Origin of the sequence: Alteromonas pelagimontana (assembly GCF_002499975.2) — a bacterium.
GTDB lineage: Bacteria > Pseudomonadota > Gammaproteobacteria > Enterobacterales > Alteromonadaceae > Alteromonas > Alteromonas pelagimontana.
The window spans coordinates 2726665-2742227 of the sequence record NZ_CP052766.1; the positions used below are offsets into that span (position 1 = coordinate 2726665).

At 46.7% G+C, this 15563-nt stretch carries 17 protein-coding genes; 9 read left to right on the forward strand and 8 right to left on the reverse strand.

The genetic code is table 11. From position 1 onward, the window contains the following. Positions 1 to 12: 12 nt before the first annotated feature. A complete protein-coding gene (gene pepB, locus CA267_RS11945; RefSeq protein ID WP_075607185.1) occupies positions 13 to 1299 on the forward strand; it encodes an aminopeptidase PepB in 1287 nt (428 codons plus the stop codon). A 45-nt stretch (positions 1300 to 1344) separates the two neighbouring features. Here the strand turns inward: pepB and CA267_RS11950 are convergent, their stop codons facing one another. After that, positions 1345 to 1527: a helix-turn-helix domain-containing protein gene (locus tag CA267_RS11950; protein ID WP_075607186.1), complete on the reverse strand. Its 183-nt coding sequence runs from the start codon at positions 1525 to 1527 to the stop codon at positions 1345 to 1347. Between the two features lie 344 nt (positions 1528 to 1871). Here CA267_RS11950 and CA267_RS11955 point away from each other — a divergent pair, with 344 nt between their 5' ends. After that, a complete protein-coding gene (locus tag CA267_RS11955; protein WP_075607187.1) occupies positions 1872 to 2474 on the forward strand; it encodes a YhgN family NAAT transporter in 603 nt (200 codons plus the stop codon). After that, complete coding sequence (locus CA267_RS11960) at positions 2475 to 3065, forward strand: YjaG family protein (protein ID WP_075607188.1); 591 nt, start codon at positions 2475 to 2477, stop codon at positions 3063 to 3065. Here the strand turns inward: CA267_RS11960 and rsmD are convergent. Next, positions 3062 to 3712: a 16S rRNA (guanine(966)-N(2))-methyltransferase RsmD gene (rsmD, locus tag CA267_RS11965; RefSeq protein ID WP_083638174.1), complete on the reverse strand. Its 651-nt coding sequence runs from the start codon at positions 3710 to 3712 to the stop codon at positions 3062 to 3064. The two genes, CA267_RS11960 and rsmD, sit on opposite strands and share 4 nt — an antisense overlap. A 66-nt stretch (positions 3713 to 3778) precedes the next feature. On the opposite strand from rsmD, the gene ftsY reads away from it, so the two are divergent. From ftsY to ftsX, 3 genes are read left to right on the forward strand one after another with little or no spacing between them, the layout of a single operon-like run. Next, the gene (gene ftsY, locus CA267_RS11970; protein WP_075607190.1) at positions 3779 to 5197 is read left to right on the forward strand and encodes a signal recognition particle-docking protein FtsY; all 1419 of its coding nucleotides are present in this window, start codon (positions 3779 to 3781) and stop codon (positions 5195 to 5197) included. Positions 5198 to 5237: 40 nt separating this feature from the next. Then, complete coding sequence (gene ftsE, locus CA267_RS11975) at positions 5238 to 5927, forward strand: cell division ATP-binding protein FtsE (protein ID WP_075607191.1); 690 nt, start codon at positions 5238 to 5240, stop codon at positions 5925 to 5927. After that, positions 5924 to 6904, forward strand: a complete 981-nt coding sequence (gene ftsX, locus CA267_RS11980) for a permease-like cell division protein FtsX (RefSeq protein WP_075607192.1) — start codon at positions 5924 to 5926, stop codon at positions 6902 to 6904. Before ftsE ends, ftsX begins: the two co-directional genes overlap by 4 nt. A gap of 35 nt (positions 6905 to 6939) precedes the next feature. Here the strand turns inward: ftsX and CA267_RS11985 are convergent, their stop codons facing one another. Together CA267_RS11985 and CA267_RS11990 are read right to left on the reverse strand one after the other, a co-directional pair. Further along, positions 6940 to 8178: an EAL and HDOD domain-containing protein gene (locus CA267_RS11985; RefSeq protein WP_075607193.1), complete on the reverse strand. Its 1239-nt coding sequence runs from the start codon at positions 8176 to 8178 to the stop codon at positions 6940 to 6942. Positions 8179 to 8346: 168 nt separating this feature from the next. After that, positions 8347 to 9573 (reverse strand): EAL and HDOD domain-containing protein, encoded by a 1227-nt coding sequence (locus CA267_RS11990; RefSeq protein WP_075607194.1) that lies wholly within the window; start codon positions 9571 to 9573, stop codon positions 8347 to 8349. A 399-nt stretch (positions 9574 to 9972) separates the two neighbouring features. Here CA267_RS11990 and rpoH point away from each other — a divergent pair, with 399 nt between their 5' ends. Continuing rightward, on the forward strand, positions 9973 to 10824 hold the full coding sequence (gene rpoH, locus CA267_RS11995; protein WP_075607195.1) for an RNA polymerase sigma factor RpoH: 852 nt from the start codon (positions 9973 to 9975) through the stop codon (positions 10822 to 10824). A 135-nt stretch (positions 10825 to 10959) separates the two neighbouring features. On the opposite strand, the gene purT is transcribed toward rpoH, so the two are convergent. From purT to pip, 4 genes are all read right to left on the reverse strand, one after another. Then, positions 10960 to 12147 (reverse strand): formate-dependent phosphoribosylglycinamide formyltransferase, encoded by a 1188-nt coding sequence (gene purT, locus CA267_RS12000; protein WP_075607196.1) that lies wholly within the window; start codon positions 12145 to 12147, stop codon positions 10960 to 10962. Then, positions 12147 to 13061 (reverse strand): bifunctional GNAT family N-acetyltransferase/hotdog fold thioesterase, encoded by a 915-nt coding sequence (locus tag CA267_RS12005; RefSeq protein WP_075607197.1) that lies wholly within the window; start codon positions 13059 to 13061, stop codon positions 12147 to 12149. Before CA267_RS12005 ends, purT begins: the two co-directional genes overlap by 1 nt. 106 nt (positions 13062 to 13167) lie before the next feature. Then, positions 13168 to 13605: a D-aminoacyl-tRNA deacylase gene (gene dtd, locus CA267_RS12010; protein ID WP_075607198.1), complete on the reverse strand. Its 438-nt coding sequence runs from the start codon at positions 13603 to 13605 to the stop codon at positions 13168 to 13170. Continuing rightward, positions 13602 to 14579: a prolyl aminopeptidase gene (pip, locus tag CA267_RS12015; protein WP_075607199.1), complete on the reverse strand. Its 978-nt coding sequence runs from the start codon at positions 14577 to 14579 to the stop codon at positions 13602 to 13604. The genes dtd and pip overlap by 4 nt, the downstream gene beginning before the upstream one ends. Positions 14580 to 14665: 86 nt before the next feature. Between pip and CA267_RS12020 the strand changes: the two genes are divergently transcribed. Further along, positions 14666 to 14911 (forward strand): hypothetical protein, encoded by a 246-nt coding sequence (locus CA267_RS12020; protein ID WP_075607200.1) that lies wholly within the window; start codon positions 14666 to 14668, stop codon positions 14909 to 14911. Continuing rightward, complete coding sequence (locus CA267_RS12025; RefSeq protein WP_075607201.1) at positions 14908 to 15558, forward strand: DUF2959 domain-containing protein; 651 nt, start codon at positions 14908 to 14910, stop codon at positions 15556 to 15558. Before CA267_RS12020 ends, CA267_RS12025 begins: the two co-directional genes overlap by 4 nt. Positions 15559 to 15563 lie beyond the last annotated feature (5 nt).

The following is a 15563-nucleotide window of genomic DNA, read 5'->3' on the forward strand; positions in this document are numbered from 1 at the left end:
GAAGGAATTGATATGACTGATTTTTCTGTGTCGCTAACGACTGAACAAGCGCCAACAACTTGGGGTGAAAATGCTCGCTTCAGTATAACGGATAATGGCGCCCACATTCATTTGCCGGATGAAGGCGATAATCTTCGCGTGATTCAACAAGCTGCAAGGCGATTGGACGGACTCAACATTCCCGGTGTTACATTGACTGGAGAATGGACCGCCGCTCAGCAATGGGCGTTTGCAATAAGCTATACTCGAGCTCGAAATCCGGGTGAAATCCGCTGGTGCGAAAATGCAGATAAGACGGACCTGGCGCAGAAATACAGGGCGTTACTTTTCACCCGTAAGTTAGTTAATGATACGCCGGAAGACTTGTCACCGGAAAACCTGGCCAACCGCGCAGCAGAGTGGCTAAAGGAAGTAGGCGGCGATCATGTGACTGTCACTCAGACTGTAGGTGAAGCACTGAAAGACGCGGGATGGGTAGGCATTTATAATGTGGGTCGCGGCAGTGAGCGTCCGCCGGTGTTACTGGAAGTAGATTACAACCCTACCGGAAATTCAGATGCCCCTGTGAGCGCTGTACTTGTAGGAAAAGGGATCACCTTTGACAGCGGTGGCTACAGCATTAAATCCAGTGAAGGAATGCTGGATATGAAATGTGACATGGGTGGTGCCGCCACAGTTACAGGTTCTTTAGGACTGGCAATATCTCAGGGATTAAACAAGCGGGTTAAACTGTTACTTTGCTGTGCAGAAAATCTGATTAGTGGTCATGCTTATAAACTAGGCGATGTGCTGACTTATAAGAATGGTCAGACCGTAGAAATTGTTAACACTGATGCGGAAGGCCGCTTGGTTCTTGCCGATGGTTTGTTAGCCGCAACCGCAACAGGCGCACCTCTTATCATTGATGCCGCGACTTTGACGGGGGCCGCAACGGTTGCCCTGGGCCACGATTATCATGCAGTTTTCAGTATGGATGACGATGCCCGCGAAGCGATGCTGCAAAGCGCGAAAAATGAAGGGGAAAAATTTTGGCCGTTGCCCTTGGAAGCCTGGCACCAGGATCGCTGTCCTTCCGCGTTTGCTGATACGGCTAATAGCCGAGCGCAAAAAGGTGGTGGCGCTGGCGGTGCGTCCAATGCAGCTGGTTTTTTATCCCGGTTTGTGAAAGCGGATGGAAAAGGCTGGATCCATCTGGATTTAGCCGCAGCTTACCATGGCAGTAGCACGCCAGAAATGCCTGTAGGCGCGACAGCTGCGGGTATCCGTTCAATAGCTCGATTACTGCACGACTACGCGTAGTACGCTGTATAACGCCCGCTGCGTTGTGGGCGTTATCTCACCTTTTCAAAGCCCGCCTAACCGTTCGGCTAACTGCTTATAACGTTCAACGTCAGATTTTTCAAATAGCGGCTTGCCCTGCGCATCAGTCTCTTTAGCAATCAACAGGCTTTCGCGTTCTAAACGCTCTACGCGAATTTCCTGAATAGCCAGATACGCGGCGACTTCTTCAACCGTCATCAAAATCATAATAAATTCCTGTTTATTGTCGATAGTAAAATTTAAGCGTAAATGCGACAATTTACTAGCTAATGTTTTGAATTTCGAAGAAAAGCCAGGACAGAGGTTTTATTGTCCAGGCGAGAACCAAAATAGTTGTAAATACGACGCGGAGATTTCTTCGCCGATCTTCCGGGGCATAAAGGGCCTGGTAAAGCCATCGAGGACATTTTAAGGTCGATAAGAAATACAGCTGATGAGTTTTTGGCTATTTATGTTTGTTTCTGCCTTCATTGCTTTCTAAAACACAGTAAACTTTTGCCACAGCGGCTTCCCAAAGGAAGACTGCCTATCTGAACTGGAGAACTACTGTCATGGACACATGGTCTGCTGCAGTCATGCTTTTTCTAATTATGGACCCGCTGGGTAATTTACCGGTATTTATGTCTGTATTAAAAATGATTGAGCCTAAGCGACGCCGAGTTATTCTTATTCGAGAGTTGCTGTTTGCGTTGTTGATCCTGGCAGTGTTTTTATTCAGCGGGCAGGCAGTTTTAGACTTTTTAAATGTAAAACAGGAAACGGTAAGCATAGCTGGTGGTATCATCCTGTTTTTAATCGCGCTAAAAATGATATTTCCTCAAGCTGGAAATCCACTGGGACTGGCGGTAGGTGAAGAACCATTTTTAGTTCCTTTAGCGATCCCCATGATCGCCGGACCTTCAACGTTAGCCGCCTTAATTCTGCTTTCCAATCAGAACCCTGAGCGGATGCTCGATTGGACTGTTGCCCTTGGTGCTGCCTGGTTGGCAAGTTCGGTGATTCTGCTTTTTTCGGGCCTGTTCCATCGCCTGTTAGGGGAACGCGGATTAACGGCTATGGAAAGATTAATGGGAATGATTCTGGTGATGATTGCAATACAAATGTTCTTGGATGGGATTGGTCAATACTTTACCCATACTTCCGGAGTGCTTTAAATGGGTCAAAACAAATTAAATACGTTTGCGCGAGTGCGTGAACTTTCAGGATGGAAAGCGGCCTCTTTCAGTGCAGCGTTGCTTGAAAGAATGTTGCCCAATTATTCACTTTTTTGCGAAGTGACGGATTTTTATGACCCGCAAGTCTGCCGTACCTGCCTTGATCTGATTTGGGAGTCGATTACTGCGCCGAAAAGCAAAATCAACTTCTCTTTGCAATTGGAAAAAGTGGAAGAAGCAACGCCAGATACAGCAGCGTACGATACTTATGGTGTATATCCAGCCATAGATGCCGCAGTAGGTTTAGCTGCATTACTAGGCCTTTTGTTAACGCAGGATTTGCAAGGAGCGGTGGTGGTAAGTAAGTTGTCGCAAGGCAGCGTCGAGGCGTATTTACTTTCCTCCGGAGAGGCAGACGATGAGACCGTTAAACAGCACCCGTTAATGGAATTCGAAGTGGCAATACAGCAAGAATTACTGGAATGCGTTGAACAAGGAACTGATCCGGGGCTAACAGCAAAAGCCCTGAAGAAGATCGCGCTGGAAGAGGGCATATCCAATATCGGCATCGAGCTAGGTACGGCTTCTTAATTTTCCAGGCCTGCGCAACGCACCACCATATATTCAAGCTGGCTGGTGCGCTTGTGTTTTACTATTTCCCACCCGGAAGAAAGTGTTAATGCCGCTGCGTCAATTTCCTGTTCAATGTACAACAGTGAACCCGCTTTCAACAATTTCGCTGATATCAGCTGTTGGAGAGTAGGCATTACCAGATTGTGGTAGAAGGGTGGGTCAATGAAAACAATATCAAACTGCTGTTCTAGTTGCGATAGCACGGTCAAAGCGTCGCCACAATGAACTTTGGCATTAGCTTGCAACGTATTCAGGTTGGTTTTCAGGTTTGCCGCTGCCGCACTGTCTTTCTCAATAAAAATGCATTGTGCAGCATAACGGGATAAGGCTTCGAGTCCGAGGCCGCCGGAACCTGCAAATACATCCAGACAGATAGCGTTTTGAGTGTCATGCATCAGCCAGTTAAAAACAGTTTCTTTGTTGCGATCGGTGGTTGGACGTAACCCTTCAACATTGGCAACAGGAAGTTTTCGTCCGCGCCACTGGCCCCCGATAATTCGTACCGTCCCGGTTTTTTTGCCGGACGCAAAATCGCGGCGGGATGTATTTCGGGAAGATTGTGGGGCTTTAGACACTCGCTTCATAGTGGCTGACAATGCTATCATGGCTGCATACAATAGTCGGCTAGTTTAGCCGAATTTGTTCAGAATTTATAAGGGTTTATCCGCACAATGTCGAAACTATTTGGCTGGTTCAGTAAAAACAAGCATTCTGATAAAGAAAAAGGTAAACAATCACAAACGCCTGTTCCAAAAGAGGAGAGTCGGTCTCAACAACCAGAGCCCGTGCCAAGCGATCTCAAGCAGGTGGAGGAAGTTGATGCACCTGCTGAGAATTCGCAGCCGGTTATCACTCCCCCCAATGAAACGGCGGAGCCTGAGAAAAAAGTTGCAGAAACTGCAGAGCTGGCGACGGCTTCTACAGTGGAAATAAAAACGCAAACGGATGCTGCTATTGCGTTTGAACAAGATGAAAAGCCTGATTTACCAGATACAAACGCGCCTGCAGTAGAAGCTGAAGCCGTTGTTGAGGAAATCGCACCACGTCACAATGAAGACGACGCTGACGAAGTAATCCCGCCGGCCGAAAAACAGGCAGGCCACGCGGTTACTGCGCCTGTAAAAGCGCCCGTAACGGAAAAACGGTCCTTGTTTAGTCGTTTAAAAGCGAGTCTATCCCGTACCCGCATGAACCTGGGTAGTGGCTTTGTTAGCCTGTTTCGCGGTAAAGCTATCGATGATGATTTGTACGAGGAACTGGAAACGCAACTCCTCGTTGCCGATGTGGGCATGAACACTACGCAAAAGATCATCACGCGGCTGACCGAAAGTGCTAAACGCTCACAACTGAAAGATGCAGAGGCACTGCTGGATATTTTAAAAGAGCAAATGCGTGAGATGCTCAATCAAGTTGATAAGCCGCTTCCCGGTGAAATCGCCAACCATGATGCTGCCAATGGTCCCTACGTAATTCTAATGGTAGGTGTAAATGGGGTTGGCAAAACAACGACGATAGGTAAACTGGCCAAACAGCTTCAGCAAGATGGAAAGAAGGTGATGTTGGCTGCCGGTGATACCTTTCGGGCTGCAGCGGTAGAGCAGTTACAGGTGTGGGGTGAACGAAATTTAATTCCAGTTATTGCTCAACCGACAGGCTCAGACAGTGCTTCGGTATTATTTGACGCGTTGGAAGCGGCTAAATCGCGAAAAATTGATGTACTTATTGCCGATACTGCCGGACGCTTACAGAACAAAAACAACCTGATGGAAGAGTTAAAGAAAGTGTTGCGGGTGATGAAAAAGATATCGCCGACTGCCCCTCATGAAGTGATGCTTACTCTTGATGCGGGTACCGGTCAGAACGCAATAAGCCAGGCAAAGCTATTTAACGAAGCGGTGGGGCTTACCGGTATCACCTTAACCAAACTGGATGGTACTGCAAAAGGTGGAGTCATTTTCTCTATTGCCGATCAGTTTGCGATTCCTATCCGCTATATTGGCGTGGGTGAAGGAATCGACGATTTACGTACTTTCAATGCAGATGAGTTCATTGATGCGCTGTTCAGCGAAACCGAAAATCGGGTATCCTGACCACTGACAGGGCGAGTAATGAATTCAGCAGGACCTGAGAATGATAAAATTTGAGCAGGTAAGTAAAACCTATCCCGGCGGCCAACGGGCGTTAAGCAAAGTAAATTTTCATGTTGAGCCCGGTGAAATGGCTTTTCTTACCGGCCATTCCGGAGCCGGGAAAAGCACTATTCTCAAATTGATAAGTTTGATGGAACGTCCTACAGTGGGGCGTGTGTTGATTAATGGTCATGATCTGAGTGTCATAAAACGTCGGCAGATAGCCTACATCCGACGTGATATCGGGATGATTTTCCAAAGCCACCAGTTGCTAATGGATAAATCTGTTTTCGACAACGTAGCTCTGCCGCTTGTGATCGAAGGCTTCACGCATAGGGAAACGAGCAAACGGGTACATGCAGCGTTGGAAATGGTGGGGTTGCGGGATAAAGCGAAAAATCTTCCCATTATGCTTTCCGGCGGTGAGCAACAGCGCGTCGGTATTGCGCGGGCGGTGGTAAACAAGCCGCCTCTGCTGCTGGCTGACGAACCGACCGGTAACCTTGATCCCAAATTATCAATGGAAATCGTACGGCTGTTTGAGGATTTTAATCAGGCTGGGGTCTCTGTTTTCATTGCTACCCACGATTTAGGCCTTATTGCGCGAATGAAATACCGCACGCTGACCTTAAAAAATGGGCAGATGATTACCGACGGTCTTAATGACGACACCTCCGGGGAATGGTCATGAGTTTGCTGTTTAAAGGGCGGGCACAGGGAGCCAGTGACTCGCGCATCGGTATTGTGCAGGTTCTCTCAATGTTTTTTGTCAGCCATGTGCGTCAGGCTCTTAGCAGTTTGGGTGAACTTTGGCGCCAGCCCGCGGCATCGATTATGACAGTGGCAGTTTTGGGATTGAGTATCACGCTTCCAAGTACGTTATATATCCTGGTGAAAAATACAGAAAAAATTAGTGCCGGTTGGGAACAGGCTTCAGAAATCTCACTGTTCTTAAAGTCAGATACAAACTCGGGTAACGCGCAACAATTGCTTACCCGAATATCCACCTGGCCGGAGATTGACACCGTCACCTTCATTTCTGCTGATGATGCACTTCAGGAATTTCAGCATTTGTCTGGTCTGGGTGATGCCATTGCTTATCTTGAGTCTAATCCCTTGCCGAATGTTGTGCTGGTGACACCCACGGAAAAAAATGCCGGCCCTACGGCGGCCCGCGCGCTGCTGGAAAAGCTTAAAGAACAGCGCGAAGTCGACATTGGCAAGCTGGATATTGAATGGCTGGAACGGCTTTATGCTTTGCTTGATATTGCGAGAGAGCTGGTCACGCTCATTGGTAGTTTACTGTTTGTCGCTGTTGTCTTGATTATAGGCAACACCATTCGCCTAAATATCCTAAACAAGCGAGATGAAATTTTAGTGATGAAACTGGTAGGGGCCACCGATGCGTTCATTCATCGCCCCTTCCTGTATACCGGGTTCTGGTACGGTCTTCTCGGCGGATTAATAGCGTGGTTTGCAGTTATCATTATCTTATGGTGGATGGACAGTAGCATCCAGGCTTTTGCGAGTTTGTATCAGAAAGATTTTAATATTACCGGGTTAACCGGCACAGCGCTTTTCACCATGCTAGGGCTGTCGATAATGCTTGGACTGGTGGGATCGCTAATTTCCGTGCAGCGGCACGTGCGGGAAATTGAGCCAAGTTAACCGCAACCCGGGGTGAGTTAATTCGGACCCGAAGGTTATCCTAACACTGGTTTAGGAAAGTATGTGGAAATGACGTTGCGCACGCCGTTGCCCCACATAATCGCCTGATTATACAAACTATGTAATTGTTTCTGATCAATAGCGAGTTCTCGCGACTGTTTAATCACATTTAGCCACAGCGCACCTTCAAATGCTCTGGCTAATGTCAGGTAGTGATTGAATTCTGCCGATTTACCTAGCAGCGCGTCGTTTACACTATCTACTAAGGGTAACTGCTTCAAAATATTTGGCATGTCCTGATCGAGCAACGCGTCAAGCAACGAGAATAACCCAACCAAAAATCCTATAGGAGGGTCGGTATTTAGCCGGCGCTCCTGAGACAGCAAATCAAAAAATTTAGCCCGCACCAGAGACATGTGGATCAGCTCCAGCGGTTTATCATCTCCTAAGTTGGCAAGAGACAATACGGCGATAAATTTTTTGATTTCCACTTCCCCCATGTAAGTCAGGGCGTGTTTTAAAGAGGTAATTTTGTAGCGTTTGTTTACCAGAGGATTATTGATAAATTTCAGCAATAAGTAGCTTAATGCAGCATCTCGTTCAATAATTTGGTTGATTCTGGGGAGATCAAAATTTGAATAGGAGCTTTCTCCCATCAAATCTACCAGATTCATTTTCGATGCAGGTAAATGACGATGGATCCCAGCCTCAGGTTGGGCAAAAAAATACCCTTGAAAGAAGTCAAAACCTAAGCCGCGGCAAATATTAAAGTCTTCCGGAGTGTCAACCTGCTCTGCAACAAGTTGGATATTGGAATCCAAAAAGCGCGGAATCTGTTTTTCTATTTGCTCAAAGCGTCCTTTGGAGACATCCACTTTGATAATATCAATGAGCGGGAAAATTTCATGCTGGCCGCTAAGCATCATAGGATCATCAATGGCCAGTCTAAAGCCAAGCTGCTTAATATGTTCACAGGCTTGTAGCAGCCCAATTTGGCCTGCAGGGTTCTCCGCCAGCTCAACAACCACAGTATCTGGATTTAACGTAGTAGGGAAGCGCGAAATCAGCGTCTCGGTACTAAAGTTAATGAAGGCGGTTTTGTCGCCGGAAATATCGTCTAATCCAAGGGGATGAAAACGCTGATTGATAGCGCGTGTTTTCTCCTGCTCCGGGTCCGGATAAGTGCCACCTTTACCATCTCTGAAAAGCAGCTCATAGGCGAAAACTTCCTTTTCGCGATCAAGAATAGGTTGGCGAGCTATAAACGCAAACATACGACCGGGTTAATCCCTCAAACTAGACGACATTGTTATGTGCGTTTTTACCGTGCCAGAACAATGTATAAGGTTTATCAGCAAAAACACAATTTTGTAAACCCACTTTACCTTACGGTTAATTTATAATCCACCACAAACCGTAGCCTCAATAAGTTTCCCGGTAAGTTAGCTTTTACTACGCGCACTTGCATGCATGGCACAAGCCCACTTCAACGATTCGATATAATACCGATGTAGTAGCTTTTGCTTAAGGTTGTATTTCAGCGCAAAAGACTTAATGCCAACCCAGTGAGCGGCTTCAAAAAAGGTAACGAGTTGCAAACAATCTTTCAGCAGATTCTGCTCTCCGCACAAGGCGGCTTTCACTTTTTCGTCCACAGGAATTTTTTCCAGCAGATCTTCCATTGGTTGCTCCATCATTGCATCAAGCAGTGACAGCAATCCTGTGAGGAAGCCCGTAGGCGGGTTGTCATGTTCTCTGAGTGCAAGTGAAATTAGCTCGCAATATTTTGCCCGCACCTGAGACATCTGTAAGAGTTCGTCAGGTTGACCTTCACTAAGATTGGACAGCGCCAGCAATGCGATAAATTTTTTCACTTCCACTTCACCCATATAATTGAGGGCGTGTCGCAGAGACGTAATACGGTTGCGCTTATTAAAAAGCGGGTTGTTTATGAAACGTAACAGTAAATAAGTGAGGGAAGTATCGCGCTCAATAATACCTTCGACTTTATCAAAATCCAGTTCCATTTCGGCACTGGCCGTCAGCAGTTCCAACATAGCAAGTTTCGATGCTTGTAGCTGGCGGTGCCGGAAAATTTCAGGGCGGGCGAGAAAATAGCCTTGAAAGTAGTCAAACCCCATATCGCGAAATCTTTTGAATTCTTCGTAGGTTTCTACTTTTTCCGCAACCAGCCGTATATTACTTCTTTTTAATTCGGGCACCAGCTCGCTGATGCGCTCTTGCTTCATTTCTCTGACGTCAAATTTAATGATACTGATGAAAGGCATTAACGCCTGCCATTTTTTATCTGCGTTATAATCATCAAGGGCCAGGGAATAGCCTAAACTGCAAATGTGTTTACACGCATTTACCAATGCATCATCGACTTCTACGGTTTCTACAATTTCAATAACTACCTTGGTAGGATCGAGAGACGTAGGAAAATGATTAATTAATGTATCGCGATGAAAGTTAATATACGCCAGTTTATCGCCCGTGATTTCCTCCAGGCCGAAGCTTAAATGGGTAGCCGTTAGAATGCGAGATGTCGCTTCATCGGGGGAGATGTCAGGAAAGCAGTTCTGTTCACTATTTCTGAACAGAATTTCATAGGCATAAGTTTCTCTGGCAACGTTAAAAATCGGCTGTCGTGCTACGTAGGCAAACATATCAATTAACCTCGTCAGGTTTCAAGTGCCGTCCATGGAAAGATCGACAACGATGTGAGAGAAATTCCAACTCTAGTTTGCACTGAGTACCGACGCCTCTTATGGCGTTTTTAAGAGCATAAGCGCATTTTCAGCATGATTGCGCTAGAATATTGCGCTAAATTCCCTTATTCTGCGACCAATAACCTGCGTATCTACAGAAGAGGGTTTAGACTTGGATTGCTTAGGTTTAATCCTAGGTCGAAGATCCAAAAAATGGAACTTTTTGTTAGTATTGCAGTCTTGATAGTTGTGAGTTTGATACCATATCCTGACCTGGTCACTTTCCAGTGACAGTAAAGGACTCGAAAGGCGTTGGCAGATTTGATATCATGTAGCGCTTGAATAACTGAGGTGAATATGACCAATAAAATGCAATCTATGGCCCTATCTGTGCCCCACAGCGGCAACATTGAAGGTTACATCCAGGCGGTGAGCACTATTGACATGCTAACGGCTGAGGAAGAGCGCGCATTGGCGACAAAGCTACGTGAGGAAGAGGATCTGGAGTCCGCCAGAAAGCTGGTTATGTCTCACTTACGCTTTGTAGTCCATATTGCTAAGTCGTATTCTGGCTATGGTCTTCCGCAGGCAGATCTAATTCAGGAAGGCAATATCGGCTTGATGAAAGCCGTTAAACGCTTTGATCCTACCGTGGGCGTTCGCTTGGTTTCTTTTGCGGTTCATTGGATTAAAGCTGAGATTCACGAATTCGTGCTGAAGAACTGGCGGATAGTGAAAGTCGCGACTACGAAAGCACAACGTAAGTTGTTCTTTAATCTTCGTAAGGCGAAAAAGCGTTTAGGCTGGTTCACCCATGAAGAAGTGCAAACAGTGGCAAACGAGCTGGGTGTAAGTACGAAAGAAGTGCTGCAAATGGAAGCCCGTATGAGTAGTCAGGATCAGGCCTTTGATTTAAGTGCTGACGATGACGAAAGCGGTAGCTTTGCGCCAGTACAGTTCTTAGAAGATAAAAGTACTGATGTTGAGATGGATGTCATCAACAACGATTGGGATTCCAATGCTACTAAGCGTCTGCACTCAGCAATTAAAACGCTGGACGAGCGTAGTCAGGACATTATTGAAACCCGCTGGTTAGCCGATAATAAGATTACGTTGCAAGATTTAGCTGACAAATACCAAGTGTCAGCAGAACGTGTTCGTCAGATTGAAAAGAACGCGATGAAGAAACTGCAGGCCGCAATGGTATAGGCCGTTAAGGGTTTCTACTACCAGAGTTTATAAAAAGCGCCGAAAGGCGCTTTTTTGTGGCTCGTGTTTTTAAATCTCCAAATAGCTTGTCAGCATTTTTCTGGATAATCATATAAAGCGTGTAAGCATCGGTTGTTATTCTTCCACCGACACTTTCACTGCCGCGATTACGGCTTTGGCTTTTTTTACTGCATCTTCCAACGTCATTGCTTTTGCCAGAGCCACGCCCATGCGCCGTTTACCGTTCACTTTGGGCTTACCAAACAACCGCAGATCCGTATAAGGCTGCAACAGCGCGCTGTCTAAATCGCTGTAGTTAATATGGGTACCAGTACCCTCTACCAGCAGTACTGCTGATGCGCTGGGGCTATCGCAGGTAATGGTGGGAACAGGCAATCCAAGTATGGCTCGAGCGTGTAACGCGAACTCGGAAAGGTTCTGCGAAATGAGTGTCACCATACCGGTATCATGAGGGCGAGGAGAAACCTCACTAAAGATAACGTCATTACCTTTAATAAACAGTTCAACGCCGAAAAGGCCGTATCCGCCTAAGGATTCAGTAATCGTTGCTGCTATTTGTTTTGCTACGGCGAGAGCGGTATCTGAAAGCGGTTGGGGCTGCCACGACTGCTGGTAGTCACCGTCTTTTTGCACATGCCCGATAGGTGCACAAAAATCTGTACCCTGGCGGGTGCGAAGCGTGAGCAGCGTGATCTCAAAATCGAAATCGACCATACCTTCAACAATGACTTTCCCCGCGCCGGCGCGGCCGCCTTCCTGCGCATATTTCCAGGCGGCTTCAAGCTGCTCCGGGCTATCGATTTTGCTTTGCCCTTTACCCGAAGAACTCATAATAGGCTTAACAAAACAGGGATAACCCAGGCTGCTAGCTGCATCACAAAATGTTTGGTAATTATCTGCAAAGTGATATTCGGAAGTAGGTAAACCTAATGTTCGCGCTGCTAAGGTGCGGATACCTTCACGATTCATGGTTAGATGTACCGCCTTAGCGCTGGGCACGACAGTGAAACCTTCTTCTTCCAGTTCAACCAAGGTGGCAGTGGCTATCGCTTCAACTTCTGGCACAATGAAATCAGGCTTTTCAGCTTCAATAGTGCGGCGAATAGCCTCGCCATCAAGCATGGAAAAAACGTGACTGCGCTGAGCTACCTGCATAGCAGGGGCGTTTGCATAACTATCGCAGGCGATGACTTCGCAACCTAATCGCAGGCACTCTATAGCCAGTTCCTTTCCCAGTTCACCACTACCTAATAGAAGAACTTTCGTTGCTGAGGCGGTAAACGGCGTTCCTATAGATACCATTACTTTTCTTCCTTTGGGGTTTGCGGGAGCACCCAGAACTCACCACGAAACTCGGCAACTGCATTTTCATCATCAAGGATGTCTACCTGCAACACAATCTTGCATTTTTTCCTTTTCTCCAGCAGCGTAAACTTGCCGTTAACGGTTTCAATGTTACAAATGGCTCTGGGTTTCATGGTAATAGGTTTATGGTAATGAATATCACCATCGCCAAGTACAATATTACCCATCAACTGCTTTTCTTTCAGTAACAGATAAATCATCCCCCAGCCAGTGAGGGTGGCGAGAGAAAATATGCTGCCGGCGAACATAGTGCCGTGGATATTGATATTTTTGTTAAGCGAAGCCCGGGTTTCTAATGTTCGGCCAGTGTATTGATAAAGCTTAATTCCCATATGCTCAGTGATGGGAATGGTGTCTGTCCACGTATCCTGAAGTTCTTTACACCATTTAGGATGAAGCACCAGTGTACTTAAATCCGTCAGTTTTTTTACCATTTGCTGGCGCTTAAGCATGCCGAGTTCGTTTGGCGCTTCTCGTTCTATAGAAAATCCGCAGGCGGAGAAAAACTCGATAGAGATCTCGCGGCTATTAGTCACTGCGCGCGTCGCGCCCATATCACGAGCCACACCTTCAAGAGCACCCAGAATCATTTGTCCCAGCCCCCGCCGCTGAAAATCAGCATGAACGGCAATATGACGGATTTGCGCCTCTTCTGCGGTATTTAAATGCACGCGACCGGTGGCAACGATTTCACCGGCACCGTTTACAATCATGCGGTGCTCAGCAACTTGTTCATACTCGTCTTTTTCTGATCCGGGTGGGAAATTCCACGGTTGGCGAAGATACTGCCAACGAAAGGAAAAGTACCTGTCGAAATCTTCTTCTGTTTTAGGCTTCACTATTCTGAACACGTGAAACAGGCTCTTTATTGTATGAATTGTGAAGTCATTAAAACCTAAGGCGCAAAGAGTAACAAGTGTTATTCAGCTTTGCAGATAAAGCCTTAAGGAGCCACTTTTACACCTGAAAATAAAAAGTAACCGGGCCGTCGTTCACCAAAGACACCTGCATGTCAGCTCCAAACCTTCCGGTTTCTACCGCAACGCCTTTACCTCTTAAGGAATCTATAAGCTGTAAATAGCGTTGTTCGCCTATTTCCGGTGTTGCGCCTTTTGAAAAACCCGGGCGGTTACCTTTGCGAGTATCGGCGACAAGCGTGAACTGTGATACCACCAGAACTTTGCCGCCAACTTGCTGAACATTCAGATTCATTTTACCGTTTTCGTCACTGAAAATGCGATACTGGCTTACTTTCTGAGCCATTTTTTCCACTTGCTCCAGACCATCTGCACGTTCGACGCCCAGCAACAATAATATTCCCTGATTAATTTCTGCAATGGGTTGTCCGTCAACAGTGACGTCTGCTCGTGATACCCGTTGAATCAGTCCAATCATGTTTTTTTCTCCTGTAAAAACCGATTCATGTCTCTGCTTGCACGGCAAAGGGCCAGCCCAATGCCAGGTTCAGACGTGCTATGTCCAGCATCTGGAACAATCTGAAGCTCGCTATTCCCCCAAAGTTTATGCAGGGAATATGCTGCTTCTGTTTTGCAAATTACATCATACCTGCCATGTACGATAGTGCCGGGAATATGGCTTATCTTATCAATATTACTAAGAATGTAATCTTCAGGAACAAAGCAGTGATGGGTTAGATAATGACACTCTAGTTTGGCGAGGCTGGTCATCAGCGACACCGGATAATGCGCGGTAATGTCTCCTGTTCCTGGAGGCAGAGCCAAACGCGAAAGACGCTCTTCCCACACGTACCAGCGTTTAAGCGCGGACAAACGACGAACTTCATCAGGCTGATCAAATTGTTGGCTATACCACTGACAGATTACGTCGGTAGACAAGGGCGGGGGAATACCGTCAATGAAGATATCATAGTGTTCAGGAAACAGTGTGGCTCCGCCTCCTTTGGGTGAAAGAAACCAGTCTCTGTCTTCCTCGCGGCCCAGAAAAACCCCGCGCAAGATGATCCCTTTTACTGCCTCAGGCTTATCCATTGCCGATAGCAGCGCTAAAGTTGCGCCCCAAGAGCCACCGAATACCACCCAGGAATCAATTTGCAGATGCTGGCGCAAACGTTGAATGTCACGCAACGTATCGGCTGTGGTGTTGTTCTTCAGGCTGCCGAATGGTCGGGAGCGGCCGCAACCGCGCTGTTCGAAAGCAACAATACGATAATGGTTAGCATCAAAGAAACGTCTGTAGTTAGGCGACAAGCCGGCGCCGGGACCCCCATGGAGGTAGAGAATCGGCAGACCCGCCGGGTTCCCGCTCTCCTCATAATAGAGAGAATGTTCCTCGTCTGTCTCCAGGTATCCGCTCGCATAACTTCCTATGTCAGGATAAAGTCGTTTCATTTTGTTGCAGCTCGTTGTTCAAGACTATTTTTTAGTTTAGTTTTACTACTTAAACACATTCTAACCCTATATTCGAGGAGGTTTATATGGCAGGTCAAGGATCTGGTGGTAATGTCATCGCCGCAATAGGTAATTTCTTCATCCCTGGACTGGGTCATTTAGTGCAAGGGCGAATTTTAGGGGCATTATTTTTCTTTATTGTGGTAGGTGCATGTTATGCATTGGCGGCTACTGTTGTGTTGTGGATTCTGTTTGCCCCGCTGGGTCTTATTTTCCACATCTGGTCAATTATCAGCGCTGCGCGCTATCGGGGGTCTGAGGTAAGATTATGAAAACGATTATTAAAGCATCGCTATTATCGGCAGTGACTATTTTAATGTTGAGTGGCTGTCAGTCGGCCTACTATTCAGCATGGGAAAAACTGGGTGTAGAAAAGCGCGATATTCTGGTAGACAGAGTGGAGAGCGCAAAAGAGTCACAGGAAGATGCGCAGGAACAATTTGCCGATGCCTTAGAAGAGTTTAGCTCTTTAGTTAACTTCGACGGCGGCGAACTTGAAGATGTATACAATACGCTTAACGGCGAGTTTCAGGATAGCCAGGCCGCAGCGTCAGAAGTGACTGCCCGCATAGACAAAGTAGAAGGCGTAGCAGGCGCGTTGTTCAGCGAGTGGGAAGATGAACTGGAAAAATATGAAAGCGAATCGTTAAAACGTTCGAGTTCTGAAAAGTTACGCGATACTCGGCGACGTTACAGTTCCATGATTGCGGCAATGCGCCAGGCTGAAAGTAAAATGGAGCCTGTATTAACGGCGCTTCAGGATAATGTTCTTTATCTAAAACACAACTTAAATGCCACCGCAATTGGCGCTTTGCAGGGTGAACTTACTACCATTGAGCGTAACGTTCAAAGCTTGATTGAAGATATGAATTCTGCCATTGCTGAATCCGATGCGTTTATTAAGGAAATGCAGAATTAACCGAG

Bases quoted from the DNA above. Each gene is read 5' to 3' on its own strand.
- ftsX (WP_075607192.1), top strand. From the start codon at position 5,924: ATGAGTTTGCTGTTTAAAGGGCGGGCACAGGGAGCCAGTGACTCGCGC.
- rsmD (WP_083638174.1), bottom strand. From the start codon at position 3,712: ATGATAGCATTGTCAGCCACTATGAAGCGAGTGTCTAAAGCCCCACAA.
- CA267_RS11990 (WP_075607194.1), bottom strand. From the start codon at position 9,573: ATGTTTGCCTACGTAGCACGACAGCCGATTTTTAACGTTGCCAGAGAA.
- rpoH (WP_075607195.1), top strand. From the start codon at position 9,973: ATGACCAATAAAATGCAATCTATGGCCCTATCTGTGCCCCACAGCGGC.
- CA267_RS11985 (WP_075607193.1), bottom strand. From the start codon at position 8,178: ATGTTTGCGTTTATAGCTCGCCAACCTATTCTTGATCGCGAAAAGGAA.
- ftsE (WP_075607191.1), top strand. From the start codon at position 5,238: ATGATAAAATTTGAGCAGGTAAGTAAAACCTATCCCGGCGGCCAACGG.
- CA267_RS11950 (WP_075607186.1), bottom strand. From the start codon at position 1,527: ATGATTTTGATGACGGTTGAAGAAGTCGCCGCGTATCTGGCTATTCAG.
- dtd (WP_075607198.1), bottom strand. From the start codon at position 13,605: ATGATTGGACTGATTCAACGGGTATCACGAGCAGACGTCACTGTTGAC.
- CA267_RS11960 (WP_075607188.1), top strand. From the start codon at position 2,475: ATGGGTCAAAACAAATTAAATACGTTTGCGCGAGTGCGTGAACTTTCA.
- CA267_RS12020 (WP_075607200.1), top strand. From the start codon at position 14,666: ATGGCAGGTCAAGGATCTGGTGGTAATGTCATCGCCGCAATAGGTAAT.
- ftsY (WP_075607190.1), top strand. From the start codon at position 3,779: ATGTCGAAACTATTTGGCTGGTTCAGTAAAAACAAGCATTCTGATAAA.
- CA267_RS12025 (WP_075607201.1), top strand. From the start codon at position 14,908: ATGAAAACGATTATTAAAGCATCGCTATTATCGGCAGTGACTATTTTA.
- CA267_RS11955 (WP_075607187.1), top strand. From the start codon at position 1,872: ATGGACACATGGTCTGCTGCAGTCATGCTTTTTCTAATTATGGACCCG.
- pepB (WP_075607185.1), top strand. From the start codon at position 13: ATGACTGATTTTTCTGTGTCGCTAACGACTGAACAAGCGCCAACAACT.
- purT (WP_075607196.1), bottom strand. From the start codon at position 12,147: ATGGTATCTATAGGAACGCCGTTTACCGCCTCAGCAACGAAAGTTCTT.
- pip (WP_075607199.1), bottom strand. From the start codon at position 14,579: ATGAAACGACTTTATCCTGACATAGGAAGTTATGCGAGCGGATACCTG.